Annotated in this window: 16 protein-coding genes and 2 tRNA genes; 11 read left to right on the top strand and 7 right to left on the bottom strand. The window is 53.5% G+C overall.

The features are described 5' to 3' along the window. Positions 1-358: 358 nt before the first annotated feature. Entirely contained in the window at positions 359-529 is a 171-nt protein-coding gene (locus Q0K10_RS14510) for a hypothetical protein (RefSeq protein WP_294508462.1), read from the top strand. 52 nt (positions 530-581) lie between these two features. Here the strand turns inward: Q0K10_RS14510 and Q0K10_RS14505 are convergent, their stop codons facing one another. Beyond that, entirely contained in the window at positions 582-2,360 is a 1,779-nt protein-coding gene (locus Q0K10_RS14505) for a site-specific integrase (protein ID WP_294508459.1), read from the bottom strand. A 132-nt stretch (positions 2,361-2,492) separates the two neighbouring features. Then, a tRNA-Gln gene (locus Q0K10_RS14500) sits at positions 2,493-2,566 on the bottom strand. Between the two features lie 260 nt (positions 2,567-2,826). Between Q0K10_RS14500 and Q0K10_RS14495 the strand changes: the two genes are divergently transcribed. Beyond that, positions 2,827-3,456 carry a DUF6655 family protein gene (locus Q0K10_RS14495; protein WP_294508455.1) on the top strand — a complete coding sequence of 210 codons (630 nt, stop codon included), beginning with the start codon at positions 2,827-2,829 and terminating at the stop codon, positions 3,454-3,456. 17 nt (positions 3,457-3,473) lie between these two features. On the opposite strand, the gene Q0K10_RS14490 is transcribed toward Q0K10_RS14495, so the two are convergent. From Q0K10_RS14490 to Q0K10_RS14470, 5 genes are all read right to left on the bottom strand, one after another. Then, a complete protein-coding gene (locus tag Q0K10_RS14490) occupies positions 3,474-4,427 on the bottom strand; it encodes a tyrosine recombinase XerC (protein ID WP_294508452.1) in 954 nt (317 codons plus the stop codon). After that, on the bottom strand, positions 4,424-4,858 hold the full coding sequence (locus tag Q0K10_RS14485) for an META domain-containing protein (protein ID WP_294508449.1): 435 nt from the start codon (positions 4,856-4,858) through the stop codon (positions 4,424-4,426). The genes Q0K10_RS14490 and Q0K10_RS14485 overlap by 4 nt, the downstream gene beginning before the upstream one ends. Positions 4,859-4,891: 33 nt before the next feature. Continuing rightward, positions 4,892-5,335, bottom strand: coding sequence for an META domain-containing protein (locus Q0K10_RS14480; protein ID WP_294508446.1), 444 nt, complete (start codon positions 5,333-5,335; stop codon positions 4,892-4,894). Between the two features lie 193 nt (positions 5,336-5,528). After that, positions 5,529-8,891 carry a hypothetical protein gene (locus Q0K10_RS14475; RefSeq protein WP_294508443.1) on the bottom strand — a complete coding sequence of 1,121 codons (3,363 nt, stop codon included), beginning with the start codon at positions 8,889-8,891 and terminating at the stop codon, positions 5,529-5,531. A 28-nt stretch (positions 8,892-8,919) separates the two neighbouring features. Further along, complete coding sequence (locus Q0K10_RS14470) at positions 8,920-9,537, bottom strand: type II secretion system protein (RefSeq protein ID WP_294508440.1); 618 nt, start codon at positions 9,535-9,537, stop codon at positions 8,920-8,922. A gap of 214 nt (positions 9,538-9,751) precedes the next feature. Here Q0K10_RS14470 and Q0K10_RS14465 point away from each other — a divergent pair, with 214 nt between their 5' ends. From Q0K10_RS14465 to Q0K10_RS14425, 9 genes are all read left to right on the top strand, one after another. Continuing rightward, the gene (locus tag Q0K10_RS14465) at positions 9,752-10,603 is read left to right on the top strand and encodes an AraC family transcriptional regulator (RefSeq protein ID WP_294508436.1); all 852 of its coding nucleotides are present in this window, start codon (positions 9,752-9,754) and stop codon (positions 10,601-10,603) included. A gap of 60 nt (positions 10,604-10,663) precedes the next feature. Continuing rightward, entirely contained in the window at positions 10,664-11,563 is a 900-nt protein-coding gene (locus tag Q0K10_RS14460; RefSeq protein ID WP_294508433.1) for a hypothetical protein, read from the top strand. Positions 11,564-11,758: 195 nt separating this feature from the next. Then, a complete protein-coding gene (rpmH, locus tag Q0K10_RS14455) occupies positions 11,759-11,893 on the top strand; it encodes a 50S ribosomal protein L34 (protein ID WP_294483080.1) in 135 nt (44 codons plus the stop codon). A gap of 59 nt (positions 11,894-11,952) precedes the next feature. Next, the gene (gene rnpA, locus Q0K10_RS14450) at positions 11,953-12,330 is read left to right on the top strand and encodes a ribonuclease P protein component (RefSeq protein ID WP_294508430.1); all 378 of its coding nucleotides are present in this window, start codon (positions 11,953-11,955) and stop codon (positions 12,328-12,330) included. Beyond that, on the top strand, positions 12,324-12,554 hold the full coding sequence (gene yidD / locus Q0K10_RS14445; RefSeq protein ID WP_294508427.1) for a membrane protein insertion efficiency factor YidD: 231 nt from the start codon (positions 12,324-12,326) through the stop codon (positions 12,552-12,554). Before rnpA ends, yidD begins: the two co-directional genes overlap by 7 nt. A gap of 70 nt (positions 12,555-12,624) precedes the next feature. Continuing rightward, entirely contained in the window at positions 12,625-14,265 is a 1,641-nt protein-coding gene (locus tag Q0K10_RS14440; protein WP_294508424.1) for a YidC/Oxa1 family insertase periplasmic-domain containing protein, read from the top strand. 30 nt (positions 14,266-14,295) lie between these two features. After that, positions 14,296-14,904: a R3H domain-containing nucleic acid-binding protein gene (locus tag Q0K10_RS14435; RefSeq protein WP_294508419.1), complete on the top strand. Its 609-nt coding sequence runs from the start codon at positions 14,296-14,298 to the stop codon at positions 14,902-14,904. A 94-nt stretch (positions 14,905-14,998) separates the two neighbouring features. Continuing rightward, positions 14,999-15,076, top strand: a tRNA-Pro gene (locus tag Q0K10_RS14430). Between the two features lie 337 nt (positions 15,077-15,413). Then, the gene (locus Q0K10_RS14425; protein ID WP_294508416.1) at positions 15,414-15,974 is read left to right on the top strand and encodes a hypothetical protein; all 561 of its coding nucleotides are present in this window, start codon (positions 15,414-15,416) and stop codon (positions 15,972-15,974) included. Positions 15,975-16,112 lie beyond the last annotated feature (138 nt).

The following is a 16,112-nucleotide window of genomic DNA, read 5'->3' as shown; positions in this document are numbered from 1 at the left end:
AAACACGAGGAGTTCGCCGAGCCTACCCGGTGGAGTTTGTTGAACGCCTTCACTGAAACCGCCAAGAAGTACAGTCCCGCCCGCGCCGATCTCTGTTACCGGGGATTGACCCGGTTATTCGGACTCGATGGACGGGAAGCCATTCTCTGGAGGAAATAGAAGGGCATTTTTATCGGGAAGAGTGTCAGAAATTTCCACTGTATGCCAATTAGTCAGTAAAGAACACTGCGGTCCGACCAAAACAGACCCGCTCCCGTTCCGAACTTGGTACACTCGGAACGGTGCCTACCCAAGTACCCCGGCGGCAGTTTCTCTGCCGTCGGTTTTATCTTCAACCACACGAAAGGAAACCCGAACTATGCTGAAAGAAATCCTGACTGCCGCCCTTGCCATCGTCGCCGCATGGCTGTTGATCGCTCTGCTGCCCTCTTTGTTCGAGGTCGGTATCGGCCTGATGCTGCTTGCCGGTCTGTTTTGGCTGGCTTCCGCTATCAGTACCGGTTTCAAGCCCTGTTATCGCGAGGCTTGATCCGGCAAGAGGTTCCGATTAAAATCGGAGCCTCTTTTTTAAAAGGTAAAACTCATCCCTTTACAGGAAGGAGGGCAATTTGCTCTTGCACTGCGGCATCTGAGAGAGATGGCATCCCAAGCAACTCGAATGGATCAACGTTATAATGCATTCGATTGAGGATTCCGGACAGAACTTCCAAGTCGGTTTTGGTGTAAATACGTTCTGTTGTCGTCTGCTGAGCATGGCCGAGAATTCGGCTGACATGGTGTGAGGATATTCCATCCAGATTGTTGAGACAGGTTGCTACATTATGCCGGAAGCTGTGAAATTTTGCCGGGGAATCGGGGAGTATTGCGTGACTGAAGGCGGCATAAGCTCTGGAAAAGTTTCTTCCGTAGTGGTTGTTCTTATCCCAGAGACAACAGGGGAAAAGCTGTCGAACCGGAGGCGTTCCTTCGCAAATGATTTTTTCCGGCAGTTCCCGTTGACGGTTGACAAAAGTGAGAAAGCCATGTTTCAACAGTTGGGCGTGAATCGGAACCTGGCGTCTTGATTGCCGATTTTTCAATGATTTCGTGGGATGGTTCTCTTGAAGATCAAAACAGGGAATCCCGTTTGAACAAACGATATCCGAGACGAACAATTGGCAAATCTCATTCTCACGCATGCCGCTGTGAGCGGCGATCAGAAGAATCCAGCCGAACTGTTCTTTTCTGGCCTTTCGAGCCGGGGTATTATCCGGAAACGTTACCCAGTTTCTGAAAATGGTTTCGATTTCAGTTTGAGTGTAAGGGACTCTTTTCGCATCGTCTGAACGCTGATCGCTGATTAACAGGCCGGAAACCGGATTGGATTTCCAGTCATGGAAACGGATTCCCCACTGGAAGAAGCTGCTGCACACCATCAGATAGTCATTGATGGTGGCGATATCCATTGTTTTGATATGATCCAGTTCCAGCAGGTCTTTCAAGGATTTATTCCGGTATTCCGGGGACACGTTTCTTCTGACGGGGAGTTTGCGCAGGACTTTTTCCCGAAAATCAAGCATTTGGGAGGCTGTTATTGCAGCTGGATCACATTCTTCGCCGAAATACTCGACAAGCAGATGAAGAGAGGCTTGCCGACTGACCCGGGTCTTCGCTTTCCATTCTCCAGAAGAAACTTTGAACTCAATGAATTGTTCTATCAACTGTGAAAATGAAACTTCAGGAGTTGAAACAGGGGCCGGTATGATTTGTTCGCGCATGGCTCTCGCTTGCAAGGTCGCATGGGGATCAACGGTGGCAGTACCTTTCCGACGATCGTATTCCGTATCGTAGTTCCCCTGTAAATGCTGTTTGGCAACCTCCAAAACGTGAATTCTCTTTTGGTAATACTCTTTTGCCAGAGAGTCGAAGGCCCAAAGAGAAGAAATGTTTTGCAGTTCCGGCGGCCCCATGGTCTGGAAATCACGTTGGGCAATCCCGTAATCACTTTCCACAAGACTTCTTCGGGTGTCATTGATGAAATGGTCTATTCCCCGCGCAACCTCTTCTCGGTCTTTGGGGGTATTGTGGTTGCTGTGAATGTAGTCAAAGGTCCAACTTTCAATAGAGGAAAGTAAAAGATTGGCTACTTCATCCAGTTTTGCCCTTAGTTCGTCATAAGTGAAAGAATGATTTTCTTTTTCCATGATATCGCATATCCTGTTCATTTGCCGTTGCAGTAATCTACATACGGCAGATGCTTTTTGCAAATCAGTCGTGCGGACTGGAATCCGTATTTCATTGCGATCCATCCGGTGTGAGAGCCTTGCCGGAATCCGGGATCTGAAATAAGGCATTTTACCCTTGATCATCATATACGGCATTTTATGGTACCCCTCAAATCCGCGATTGTGACCCATTTGTGCCCCATTTGTGACCCAAATGTGCCCCAATCATCTGCCGGACGGGATAGAAAACGCGCTTAAAACTCAAGAGTTTGAGGAGGGCAAAAAAAATGGCAGCCCCGCAAGGATTCGAACCTCAACTAAATGAACCAGAATCACTTGTGCTACCATTACACCACGGGGCTGCATCGGCTCTGACGCGGTCTCCCGCATCATGCTCTTTAATATAGTTCTTATCCGGAGGAATGCAAGCTCGCCAACAGAAGATTTTTCATTTTTTCTTGCGCAAGGCGTATCTGATGGGGGGATGGCTTTTCCGGAATTTCCTGGATGGCACGGTTGAATTTTGAGGATTTCCGGTTTATGGTAATATAGTCGGTATCGGTGTTTCGCAACCGGATATCGCGGCTTTCAAAATCTCAGTCAATTCCTGGAGAAATCTTTGATGAAATGTTTGTTTTCGGCCGCCTTCGGCTTCTGGGGCGTGATTCTGCTGCTCAGCGGTTGCACGACCCCCTGGGTGACGAATACGTCTCGTTCCGCCATCGAACAATATCTCATCGCCAGTACGGTCGAACATGCGATCGGCAATCTGGATTTCAGCAAATATTCCGGAAAAAAGGTGTTTTTCGATTACGATTATTTCGCCCCCCAGGTGGACAAACAGTACGTGCAGGGTATTCTTGAGATGCAGGTGTCGAAATTTGATATCATCATCACGCGCAAGACCGAAGAGGCTGACATCATCATTCAGCCGCTCTGCGGCGTACTCGGCACCGATTACAGCAAGTTCTTCATCGGAACGCCCCAGGTGCCGATCCCGGTTCCGGATACCAGTGTCTCTTTCGCCGTGCCCGAGATTCCGATTTTCAGCAAATACACCCGGATCGCCTACGGCAGATTCGCCTTCAACATCTTCGAAGCGAAAGACCGCAAACCGCTTGAGGTGCTCGCCGGTGTCAACTCCAGCGCCTCCTACAACAACTGGATTGTTCTGCTGATTCCATTCTCCTCTCATACCATGAATATGGAGAATTCACACGATCTGGACACGAAAGTCGACTTCTTCGAATAAAACCGGCTTTCGGGAGATCACTTTTTCGCACGCGGGTGGGCGTGATCGTAGACATTCCGCATCCGCTCGGCGCTGATGTGGGTGTAGATCTGCGTCGTGCTGAGATTTTCATGGCCAAGCAGCTCCTGGACGCTGCGCAGATCGGCGCCGTTGTCGAGCAGATGGGTGGCGAAGGAGTGGCGCAGTTTGTGCGGTGTGAAGTCCGGCGGCAGGCCGCCTTCCATCAGATAATTCTTCAGATTGCGCTGGAATGAACGAGCTGTCAGTCGCTCCCCGAAACGGTTTCGGAAAATCGGCGTTCCCGGCCCGGTTTCCCAGCCGCGCTCTCGGCAGATGGCGGAATACTCCTTCAACGCTGCCGCCGCATACCGTCCCATCATGGCGAACCGTTCCTTTTTCCCTTTGCCGCGAACCCTGGCCACTCCGGCTGCGAGGTCAAGATCCTCATAATTGAGTCCGAGCGCTTCGCTGATCCGGAGTCCGCCCGAATAGATCGTCTCAACCAGCGCCCGGTCACGTGCCGAAGCAAACTCCGCACCCTCTTCCGTTTTGGCCAGCCCCGTGACGACCGCTTTTTCCCAGTAAGCGGGAACCGCCGCGAGCAGTCGGTCGATCTGGCTGAGGTTCATCACCGTCGGAAGCGGGCGTTCGACCTTCAGCGGCGGCATCCGGGTAAACGGATTCGCATCAAGCTGCCCGGTTTTCTGCAGATAACGGAAAAACGACCGCAGTGCGGAGAGTTTCCGCCGCTGTGATCGTTTGCAGTCCCCGGCTTCGAAGAGTTTCATCTGGAACGTTCTGGCCTGTTCGAGATCCACGCTCTGCCAGTCGTCAAAACTTTCATCCGAGTTGCGTACAAGCTGTGCAAACTCGATGATGTCGTGAACATAAGCCGCAATGGTGTGTTCGCTGGCGTTGCGTTCTCCCCGCAGGTGACGGATGAACTCTTCCAGCCGGGGCCCCGGCTTCATTTCCGCGTCTTGAGCTCAGGCGAGCCTGCTTTGAAGGTCGCGACCGGTTTGCCGTCCTCGCCGTAGACGGTGAGAGTCCTGCCGCTGATCGAATAGCTGCGGATCGCCTGCATCGTCTCGTTGAATTTCGCTTCATAACCGAGGTTCGGACCGGCCATCAGGGTGGTGGCTCCGGGACGGAATGAGAGCGTCCCCTTCTCCTGATCGATGTCGGCCACTGTGGAAAAGCGGTTTGCTCCGCTGTTCCCGTAGACCATGTTGGTGTCGTTGATCTCGAACCAGACCGGCACTGGTTCAATGAGTTTTACCGCACCCTGATTTTCCAGCTTTTCCGGCACCCATACCGTATTTTTCAACGGAGTTGAGCACCCGCCGATCAGCATCGCCGCACAGCAGGCCGCCGCCATAATCGAAAATTGATGCATTCTCATTTTTCTCTCCATTCTGCCGTTGCCAAAGAAATATTACTGCTCCAGATACTTCCACTCGTGCGGCCCCGCCTTGAAGGTCGCGATCGGTTTGCCGTTCTCATCCAGGAGTGTGAGTGTTTCTCCGGAAAGCTGATAACTCCGGGTGCTCTCCAGCACCTTGAGAAACGCGTTCTCAGACGGCAGATTCGGCCCTGCCATACGGGTTGTCGCGGGAGGATTGAAGACGAGTTTCCCGTCCTCAGCCGTCTTGACCGAACCGATGATCTGGTTCACTCCACCGTTGCCGGTGAGACGGTTCCCGCGGTCGATCAAAAACCATGCCGGTTCATTCCTGCCGGCCGGAGACGGCTGGACGGTGGAATCCGGAATTTGAACCCACACCGTCTCCTTCAGCGGGAGATCCGATACCGCACAGCCTCCAAGGAAGGTGATGACCCCGATCGCCGCACTGATGATTCCTGTTTTCACAATCTGCATTGCCGTACCTCCTGCCACATCGGTTTCCGTCCCGGGGATTCCACTCCCTGTCGGTGAGATAATATAGCAAGGGCGAAGGGGTTTGTCAAGCACTTCCCGCGGAGGAACATTCGCGGCATGAAAAACGGCTTTTGAGAGAACTTTCGAAAAAGCCGCTCAAAAGCCGTTGAAACGTTCCGGAAAGAACCGTTTGTTATTCCGAAATCAACTCGTAAGCCGCGAAGATTCCATTCGGAGTGATGTTCCGGAGGGTGAAACTGGTTTTTCCTCCTTCGATTTTGAGCGGAATCTCCATGGCGCGGCTGCCGTCGAGGCCGACCGCGTAGAGTTTGAATCCACTCAGGTCGCGGTTGATGACCATATCCGCTTCGCCGCGCCGGATCAGCAGGGGAGGCCGTCCCCAGCTCTCCAGAACGTGCGCCTCGGCGTTCTGGAAACGCTGTTCCGTATTGCGGGTGGCGGTCAGGTGAAGCAGCAGGATCCGGCGGCTCGTCTCCAGCGGCAGCTCATCGCGGGCGGCGATCAGGAAGGCGCCGAAGGTCTGGCGATTGGAGACCGCGGCGAATTTCCCGGCGAGGTTCTGATCCTCTCCGAGGAGGAACGACTCGCTGCGCGGCGTTGTGATCTGGAAGGTTCCTCTGCCGCAGTTGAGAAGAAGTTCTCCGGTGCTGCTCCGGAAGCGGTCGTTTTTTGGATCGTATTCATCCTTCGTGATCGCTCCGGCCTGCTGCAGGTGTTGCAGACTGTCCCGGATGTCGGCGGTGTTGTCCAGGAAGGGCACCGGGAATTTGATCCCATCCCAGGATCCTGGCGTTGAGATCACCGCCCGGGTGGCGGGCGGAAGTTCCGGGCACTTTCCGGGTGCGGCGATCAAGGATCCGGTCTTCCCGATCAGGCCGAGACGGCCCACGAGCTTCGGATACCAGTCCGGATTTCTCGGATTATCAAAGTACTTGTTGCTTACCAGGAAGGGGAAGTTCACCTCAGAGGCTTTCACGTCGCCCCGCAGGAAGGTCATCAATCCCGCCGCTTCGGACAATCTCCGCAGAGGATCGTTGATGATTTCGAAGAATCCGGTCAGAGAAAGGTCGTTATTCACATTCTGCTCCGTCCCGATGTAGGTGAAGCGGCAGAGAATGCTCCAGTCCTGGAGAGCGGCGTAGGCGCCGGTCAGGAAAGCCCCTTCCACCACGTAATCGTTGGGATTCACATAATCCCACTCGGTGACGGCGAAAGGCTTGCCGTAATTCCGGCCCGGGAACATTTCGTTGACTCCGCCCGCATAGTGCTTGATGGCGCTTTCGTTGTTGATTCCCGTCGGCAATCCCCAGTTTCCGCCGAGAAACTGCGGATGGCTCCAGTAGAAGTGCAGATCCACGTAGTCATACTGCTCGCGCAGCACGGATGAAGGAATGCTTGGAACATAATTCTGATCGGTGAGCAGGGCGCGGACGCCCAGTTGGTCGTAGAACGCCTCCAGCTTCCGAAATCCTTCGAGATACGTTTCTGCGAGGAACTGCCGGCGGTACCCGGAGAGCGTATCGGGCTGCGTCGTGATCCCGCGTTTTTTCAGCCAGGCATCGAAACGCTTTTGATAGAGTTTCGCCACACGTGGAGTGCTGAACGCGATGTTGGTCAACGTATCTTCGTTGATCATGCTGATCGTGATGATCGCCGGTTCATCCTTCCAGGCGAATCCGGTATAGGGGTTGACGTGATTAAGCAGATTCGCGGAGAACTCCTGATAGTTTTTCATCGCCGCGTCGCTAATGAAGATCAGCGCCTTGTACTCTTCCAGCGCGGGAGCCCAGTCGGGATTTTCCGGGAATTCTCCCGCGGCGATCTCGCGCATGGTGAAGAGGTCGATCGTCGTGTAGATTCCGCGTTTCTTCAGGGCGCTGAGCAGGTAATCCATGCGGTCGAGGCGATCGGCGTCGGGCGTGGTGCAGTTTCCCCCGGATCGCTCGACCAGTTGCCGGTCGAAATGGTGGAAACGGATCAGATTGTATCCCGTGCGTGCGCAGAGTTCCGCGAGTTTGTCTGCTTTTTCCTTCTCCATGAAATGGACGTCATAGGCGATATTGGCGCCGTAGAAACGGGCGGGGATGCCGGGGCGTTTTTCAAATTCCGCCCGTCCGTTCACGCTGCGCAGGCGCCCGTATTTTCCTGCGGGAGCGTCGAGGAGGTCGGAGAAGTCGAGAATGCTTCCGGGTTTGACATCCTTACGGTTTTTGAATTCCACCCAGTCTGAATCCGGCTGCATGACCAGCGGGATGTCAAGCGCGGGATCCACCTTTCGGTCGGTGAGGGTGATGGCCGGAATGAACCATTCGGCGGCGCCGTTGCTTTCGAACGTGATCCGTTTCACCGGCTTTCCGGAGAGAGGAAAGCGCGTGACATAAAGGCCGATTCTGGCGCTCGGGTTGATTCCCCGCCAGCCGATCGCCGCGTTTTTGATCTGGCGCGGCATCCAGAAGTTGGCGGTGTCGACGCCGCTGACAACGTTGAAGTGTCCTTCGCTTCTGGATACGAACCGGGTATCGTCATATTCACAGGTGATGGTGCCGATTTCGACCTTGTCCAGCGGCTCCCAGCCGAGTGCGCTCAGGATGTAAAGATATTTGGCAGCCGTCGGCTGGGGGAGTTCCACCGTCACGGTCGTGGGATAGTGGAGGCAGTTTCTGCCGCGTAGCGCGATGATGGAGCGACCGTTGTTGGAGGCCTGATCGATCACGTTGAAGTTGATTCCGGCGTATTCGCCGGGCCCGGTCTTGAATGAGCGCAGATCGTTTCCCGGGCCCTGGTCCGTCCAGCCGCCTTTCGCATCGCTGGCGACTTCGTCGGTCAGGCCGGCATTGGCGGCTTTGCGCAGATCGACGGCTGTGCTGGGCAGCGGGATGTAGCTCAGTTTCAACCGGAGGGATGCTCCGTTGATCGACGGGGTTTTGCGTTCCGGCTGAATGCGGAGCGCCCACTCATTGATCTTGTAGAGCCGGTTGTCCTGAAAGCGTATGCCGAAATCTCCGGAGATGGTCAGGGTTCCGCGGTCGAGAGGGAGGACCAGGTTTTTGATCCGGAGTCCCCGGGCCGCGTCGTCGGCATTGTACTGTTTCGGGAAATTGATCTTCCTGCCGTCCGCAAGAATCGGCACATCGAGATAGCGGTCGCAGGGGAGCAGCACCTGAATGGCGAGATCATTGGTGAAGATCATCTCCCGTGAAGACAGTTGCAAATTGAAATTGGCCTGATTCGGTTGTCTGGACGTGACGGTTTCGCTCAGCTGAAAGACGCCGTTGGAAACTTTGAACTGCCCGTTCAGCCGGAAGGAGCCGGCCGTGACTGCGGGAAACCCCTTGGCCGGGGTTACGCAGGAGGGATTCTGGGTCGTGAGAGTCCAGTCTTGTCCGAAGTGCGTGAGTTGGAAGGCAAGATTGTCGACATGGAAGTCGCCTGACGGCTCGAAATTCAGGAACCCGCCAACCTGCGGCAATTCGGCGGCCCCTGCTATCACGGCAAGGCTGAGCATAGCAGCCGTGGCTGCAAACCATTTCTTCATCGAAAAACTCCTGTATGTGAAATGAGAATTACCGTTTCCCCGTCCAGAACACATCCGTGGCGTCAGTCGGGATTTCTGTCCGGCGCCGCGTATTCACGTGGAAGTCGTAGTAAAGAATATTGGAAGAGCTGCCCGGATGTACGGGATCCGGCAGGCCGAAGTATGCGACATGGGTATTGTACCAACCGGCGGTGTTCCAGCTCGCGTCTGCTGCGAGACAAAGCGCGGAGGGCAATTGAATGGAAGAAAGTTTTGGGGGGACATTGAACATGCTGCCGGGGATCCACATGCCGTAATTGACCGCGTTCGAATTGTTCGCTCCAGCCGCCGCCGAACAGCGCAAACCGGCGTTGCCCAGATCCTCAATACGCACCCACCATTCCAGTGCTGTGCAATTGTAATAAGGCGCGATATAATATGTCCAATATCCATCTCCATCCGAAGAGATGGAAACTCCGGGGAGGACCCCATCGTTGTCGTTGGCGTAAAAATTGAACATCTGACCAAGATTTTTTAACGTGTTGACACACTGGGTGGCATGGGCTCGCGCTCGTGCCTGATTCAATGCCGGCAGCAGCATAGAGGCAAGGATGGCGATGATTGCAATTACGACCAGCAGTTCGATCAAGGTAAAATTTCTTTTCATAAAACCTCCCGAGGTTGACTCTGTTAATATTATACCGCAGATAAACTCAGGAGGCAATATGCAATTCAACTAAAAAATTACCTTTTTAACTATAAGAGAAAAAATTGTTTTTTTATATTTAACTATTTGAAAATAAAAACAAATATGATATTATAAGTATTGATAAGCATCGCTTTTTTGGTTTCATTGCGACAACAAATATGGCGAATTGACTATGGAAGAGGAATTTTTTATCCGGGAAGGGAAGTTCGATCTCGGCTTGATCCCGCAGCCGCTCTATGCCTATTCCACCGGAATCACGATGCTGAAAGGACACGAGGAGGCGTTCAATCACGGGATACGCAATCCGTTTGTGGAACTCTGCTGGGGGATCGGCGGCATCGGCGAGGTCGTATACTTCGGGCAGGCGTTCGAGATTCGAGAGAATGATGCGTTCATCTGGCTCCCGGGCGAGGATCATCTGCGGCGCGCAATCTCCCGCCAGTGGCGGTGCCGCTGGCTCTGTTTCGACGGCCCGCTGGCGGAAGCGGTGCTGCTCTCCTATCGTTTTCCGCGCCATCTGCGATCGGTGCCGTGCCCGACGGAATTGTTCCGGGAAATTGCGGAACATATCACCGCAGATGATCCTCAAACAGTCGGCCATCTCGCGGCACTCGTGCTGGAGATTCTCGCGCACCTGCGACGCAATACGGAACCGCAGGGAACGCTGTTCGAGCGGTGCGTGAGTTATGTCCGGACGCACTTCGACGATCCAGATCTCTGCATCGGCACGCTCTGCGAGGTGTTCGACGTTCCGCGTTCGACACTGACCAAACTCTTTGCGGAGAACATGCAGCGGTCGCTCGGGAATTATATCCGCGACGTCCGGTACGGAAATGCGCTGGCTCTTCTGGGCAGCAGCGATCTCCCGTTCTCCGAGGTTGCGCGCCGTTGCGGCTACGCAAGCTATACCTCGTTTTGCCGGCTGATCCATCGCGGTACCGGAGGCAGCCCTTCCGAAATTCGGCGAAGGAAGGGGGGAAGCAACCGGTCGGATTCTGAAAAAAAGACGAATTTACCCGGATGAGGAATTGAAAAAATCATTTGCGGTATTACAGTACCTGTAAAACCCCGGGAGTATGAAATCATGAAAAAATCATTTGCTTATGCCTGTTTTGGAGCGTTCTGCTCGTTCGGACTTCTGACCGCTTCCGCGGCGGAAGGCGTGGTCGCCGCCGATCTTCTGAATGTCCGGCTCAAACCGGATCTCAGGGCTCCGGTAGCCGTGAAGCTCGATCGCGGCTTCCAGGTCAACGTGCTTGGCGAAAACGGGGAGTTCGTTGAAATTGCGATTCCGGTTACTGCGCCGGTCTATATTTCAGCGGTCTATCTGAATGAGGACAAGACGACCGCTCCCCTGAAGATGTACGTCGCAGGCAGCAACCGGGCCGCAAGTTACGGCGTGCTGCCGAAGGGAAGTACGGTCAAGGTGCTTGAAATTGACCGCTACGGCTGGGCGAAAATTGAGCCTCCCGCCGGACTCAAACTCTACGCGGCCAAACGTTATGTTCAGTATCTGCCGGGAGTGAAACCGGAAGCGAAGCCGGAAGTGAAACCGGAAGCGAAGCCGGAAGTGAAACCGGAAGCGAAGCCGGAAGTGAAGCCGGAAGTGAAGCCGGAAGCGAAACCGGCAGCGAAGCCGGCAGCAAAGCCGGAAGCAAAGCCGGCAGCGAAGCCGGAAGAAAAGCAACCGGCGAAGATGAGCGCCGAGACCGAAGCGGCGCTGCGAGAACTGCGCGTCACTCCTGCCGAGGGAACCCCGGTCACGGAAAAGGGAGCGCTGCTGAAGATCGAAAACACCACGGTTCCGCTGTTGCAATATGCGCTTATGAAAGGGGACACCCACGTCTATTATGTCTGTTCGGATCAGATCAAGCTCGCCGATCTTGGTGACAAGGAGCTGACGTTCCGGGGACGTTCCTTCCGGGTTCCCGGCTGGCGGGTGCCGGTTCTGTACGTCGAGTCGCTGACTCCGGTCGTGGAGTAAGCCGGTTCGATCTGGAAGCGGGGGGCGAAAACGGCAAATGCTGTTTTTGCCCGTTTTTTTCGGAAGAAACCCGGGAAAGTTTGTTCTTTCCGTGTTTTGGGACTTGACTAAACCGGGAATGGATGTATTTTATAGTTTCTGTATTTGGACAATTTGTAAAAAGCGAATCAATTCAGAATAGAAGGAAAGAGAACGATGAAAAGAACATTTCAGCCCTCGAATCGCCGTCGCAAGCGCCGGATCGGATTTTTCGCCCGCATGGCGACCAAGAACGGCCGTCTGGTCATCAAGCGTCGTCGTCAGAAAGGCCGTGCCCGTCTGACCGCGTGACAACTATTCTTTTCGGGTTCGGCGGGGTGTTGCGCCGGACCTGCGCATGAATCGAAACAGTGAAACGAACGCTTTGCAAAACGGATAAGATCCGATTCAAGTCCGAATTCGATCAGATCCGGCAGAACGGAGAGAAACTGGTCGGTTCGAGCATGCTGGTCGTCTACGCCCCGGCGCCGGACAAACGTCTGCGGTGCGGGGTGATATGCGGAAAAAAATACAGTTTGCTCGCCGTGAAACGCAACCGGGCGCGCCGGTTGCTGTGGGAGAGCTTCCGGCTGCTGAAGGGATCCATCGAGGTTCGCCATCTGTTGCTGATTCCGCGCCGTCGGATGGAGAAAGCCGATCGTCGGCAGGTGACCCGGGAACTTGCGGGGTTGCTGGCGAAGGCGGGGCTGCTGCCGCGGGAAGTTGCGGATTTGCCGCCCGAGTGCTGATTGCATGTATCAAGGTTTATCAGTGGACGATTTCTCCGCTGCTGCCGAATTGCTGTCGGTTTGAGCCGACCTGCTCGCGGTATGCCGTTGAGGCGTTGCGGGTTCATGGATTCTGGTGGGGAAGTTGTCTGACGGTCTGGCGGTTGCTGCGTTGCCAGCCGTATTGCAAGGGTGGCTGGGATCCGATTCCCCCGCCACGTTCAAAGCCCCCCGCAGCCCATTAGAGTCACCGGGCGCGGTTGTGCGGCGGAAAAACAGAGTTCCGAACAGCGGAAACGAGACAGGTTTGCTACAGTGAAATTCGATAAAGAAACGTTGGTGTTCATCGCCATTTGCGTGGTGATTCTGATTGTCGGCCGGCCGATTGCCCGTTCCTTCGGGCTGATTCCCCCCGTGCAGGAGCGGGATGAATCGATCGCGGTCTGGACCGCCGAAAACAAACCGGAGGATCCGTTCCGGATTCTGAAGAATGATGAGATGATTCTGACGATCAAGCCGGACGAAGGCAAGATCAGCCGGATCACTCTCCCCCGTTATCTGGACGCGACGAAGCGTTATCCCATCGATCTCTACCAGGGGTTGACCCGGGTCGGTGCGCTTTCGGTTTTCGACCGCACTTCGACGTGGGAACTCGTGAAGGTGGAAGCCGAAAAGCTCGATGAGGCTTCTGGAACCTACTCGCTTACGCGCCGTCTGCGTGCCGCCGGCGGCGGAGAGTTCCTCCTGACGCAGGAGTGGAAACTCGCCGGAAATTATCAGGTGCACTGCCGCGTAACTTTTCAGAACGTTTCGGGCGCTCCGCTGCTGTTCCCGGCTCTGACGATCAACGGCGGAGATCTCGCGCCGTGGGCGATGTATTCGGGTGACGCGGTGCGCATTCCCTCTCACCGCATGGACCTGCTGACCGCAAACGGCAAATATATGGACATCAAGGCCGGAGTCAAGGAACAGAACGAGGATTTCTTTCTGGTGCCGCCGCCGCAGGTGGCGTGGGCGGGCGTCGGCAACAAATATTTCGGGACGATCCTGACGGCGGAACAGCCGTTCACGCTCTACCAGAACCGCTTCTGGTACTGCGGGCTGAAAGAGAAGAACGTGATTCTCGAAGTCGGAGCGCAGTATCCCAATTTCCAGCTTGGCGCGGATGAGATCAAGAGTTATGATTTCCGTGCGTATTATGGACCGAAAGTCATTTCACTTCTGCGTAAGTTCGATGGGTCGACGGCGCGGATGATGCACCTGGCGTGGGGGCCGCTCGACTATCTGGCGCGGCTGTTGCTGTGGGTGCTGGTGGCGTTGCATGGAATCGTCGGCTCCTACGGGGTTTCGATCATTATTCTGACGTTGATGGTGCGGATTCTCTTCTATCCGATCACGGCGAAGGCGAACGCGTCGATGCGGAAGATGCAGGCGCTTCAGCCGAAGATGAAGGAAATCCGGGAAAAATACAAGGACAATCCCCAGCTTCAGTATGTGAAGATGCAGGAGTTGCAGCGTGCGGAAGGTGTCAATCCGTTCGGCGGATGCCTGCCGATCCTGTTGCAGATCCCGGTATTCTTCGCATTGTACGCGACGCTGGACGGAGCGGTGGAACTGCGCCAGGTTCCGTTTCTCTGGGCGAAGGATCTTGCGGCGGCGGATACGGTGCTGACGATCCCGCTCTACTTCTTCAATCTGCCGATCAACCCGCTGGTGCTCATCATGACCGGTCTGATGGTTGTTCAGCAGCACATGACCCCGATGTCGATCGATCCGATGCAGAAGAAGGTGATGCTGATGATGCCGGTCATCATGCTTTTGTTCCTGTACGATCTCCCGTCGGGTCTGACGCTCTACTGGAGTGTCAGCAATTTCTTCAGTATCATTCAGATGCGCTTGCAGCGGCGTCACTACAAGGACCACGAGGCGAAACCGGCCGGAATCACCGGGAAGTAGCCGCCGGATTTAAAAAAAGGGAAGATCAGCATGTCGGAAAACGTGAAATTCGAAGAACAGAAAGCAAAGATTATCAAAGTATTGACCACGATGTTCGACTACCTCGGGTTGTCGGCGTCGCTCCGTGTGGAGGAGAAGGGGGCTCGTATCGGGGTTAAAATCAGTTCAGACGATGCGGGCCGGATCATCGGTCGCAAGGGACAGACGCTTGAGAGTCTTCAGTTGCTGTTGAACCGGATCATGTTCAAAGGCGATGAGGAGTGCCCGCACATCATGCTCGACATCGATGGTTATGCCCGCGGGGAGCGCGGAGCCCGTTCCGAATCAGCTTCCGGGTCGGAAGAGGAGTCTGCCGGGGAAGGTGACGATCGTCGTGAACGTCCTCAGCAGCGTGAGCGTCGTGATCGCCGTCCCCGGCGTGAGGAGCGCACGAGCACGAAGGATCAGCTTGAGCAGCAGGCTCTGGATGCAGCCAAGGAGGTAAAGCGCTGGGGAGAACCGGTGACGCTGCCGGAGATGAACGCGCATGACCGCCGGATCATCCATGTCACGCTCAAGGAAGATCCGGAGCTGACGACGGAATCGATTGGAGAGGGTGCCTACAAGAAGGTTGTGATCTCCCTGAAGAAGGAAGATTGACCGTTTTCGGAGGGAAAATCTCCGGAATTTTATCCAATCGACCAGTTTTAAGCTTGTATTTTATCGAATGCGGGTTATATTATAAAACAATTTTCGGGGTGTGGCTCAGTCTGGCTAGAGCGCTGCGTTCGGGACGCAGAGGCCGGAGGTTCAAATCCTCTCACCCCGACCATCTTTTGCAATTTTGCCGACCGGTTTCCCCGGTCGGTTTTTTTATATTGCTTAAGCGCAAAAAACTACCGGCTGCGCCGGGTATGTAGCCGAATAGCTTCAGCTTACAGGCGAGAGAAGAAACTCCGTGCTATAGTATTGCAATTCGCCTATCGGATGCCGGATGAAGTCTATTTCGGAACTTGTAATCTGCAGGCAATGGGATATAGTAACTCACAGGGATTTACAACAATCTTTCAATAAAATGTTAACCATTTTGGGGGAGGAATGCACGGTTTTTTTTCTGAAAAACAGAATCATTTATTCTCACACAAGATATCATCAAACAGGGGAAAGCGATGTTGGATATATCTCAATATAATTTTAGTGAGTGGTTAAAATTTACGTTTGCTCATCCCCTTACAACTCCAGAATGGTATTTTTCAGAGGATTGGGAATATCAGGGCAATCATAGTAAAATGATTGAATATTCTACAAAACTTTTTAATGCGCCGGAGTTGCTTGTAGAAGACTATTTTTTCGAACAGATTAATCAGGGGTTATGGTTTATTCCCAGTGCATATGGTTACATATTATATCTACTTGATGAAGATATTCCTTGGAAAATACGAAAAGAATGTATAGATTCTTTTTATAACCTTTTTTTATATTTATTTTCTAAATATAAAATAAATGGCGGAGCAGATATAATGTGGTGGGACTCTATTTTTTCTTATGGAGTTTATGAAGATCCCGTCAGGGGGATAAAAACATTTGGTGAATCTCCAGAAATTTTAAAATGTTTTTATGATGTAATTTTGCAAATAAAAAAAATTGATGGTGATAATATAAGAGAGAGTGTGAAACTCGGTCTGAGTAACATATATTCTTATAAGGACGTATATCCTTCCATTTTCTAAATCTAGCATGATAACAGAAATATTTTTGCCTGATCGACAAACGAATATTACGATTGGTCCCGAAAACAGTTGCTATGGTAAAAAGGAATGATGCAGCGATTATGAAATGAGAGAGGCTGATTCTCAAAGATGTGATAC

Source organism: uncultured Victivallis sp. (genome assembly GCF_944391105.1).
Taxonomy (GTDB): domain Bacteria; phylum Verrucomicrobiota; class Lentisphaeria; order Victivallales; family Victivallaceae; genus Victivallis.
Note: the sequence above shows the minus strand (reverse complement) of the source record. Positions and strands in the feature narration are given on the sequence as shown.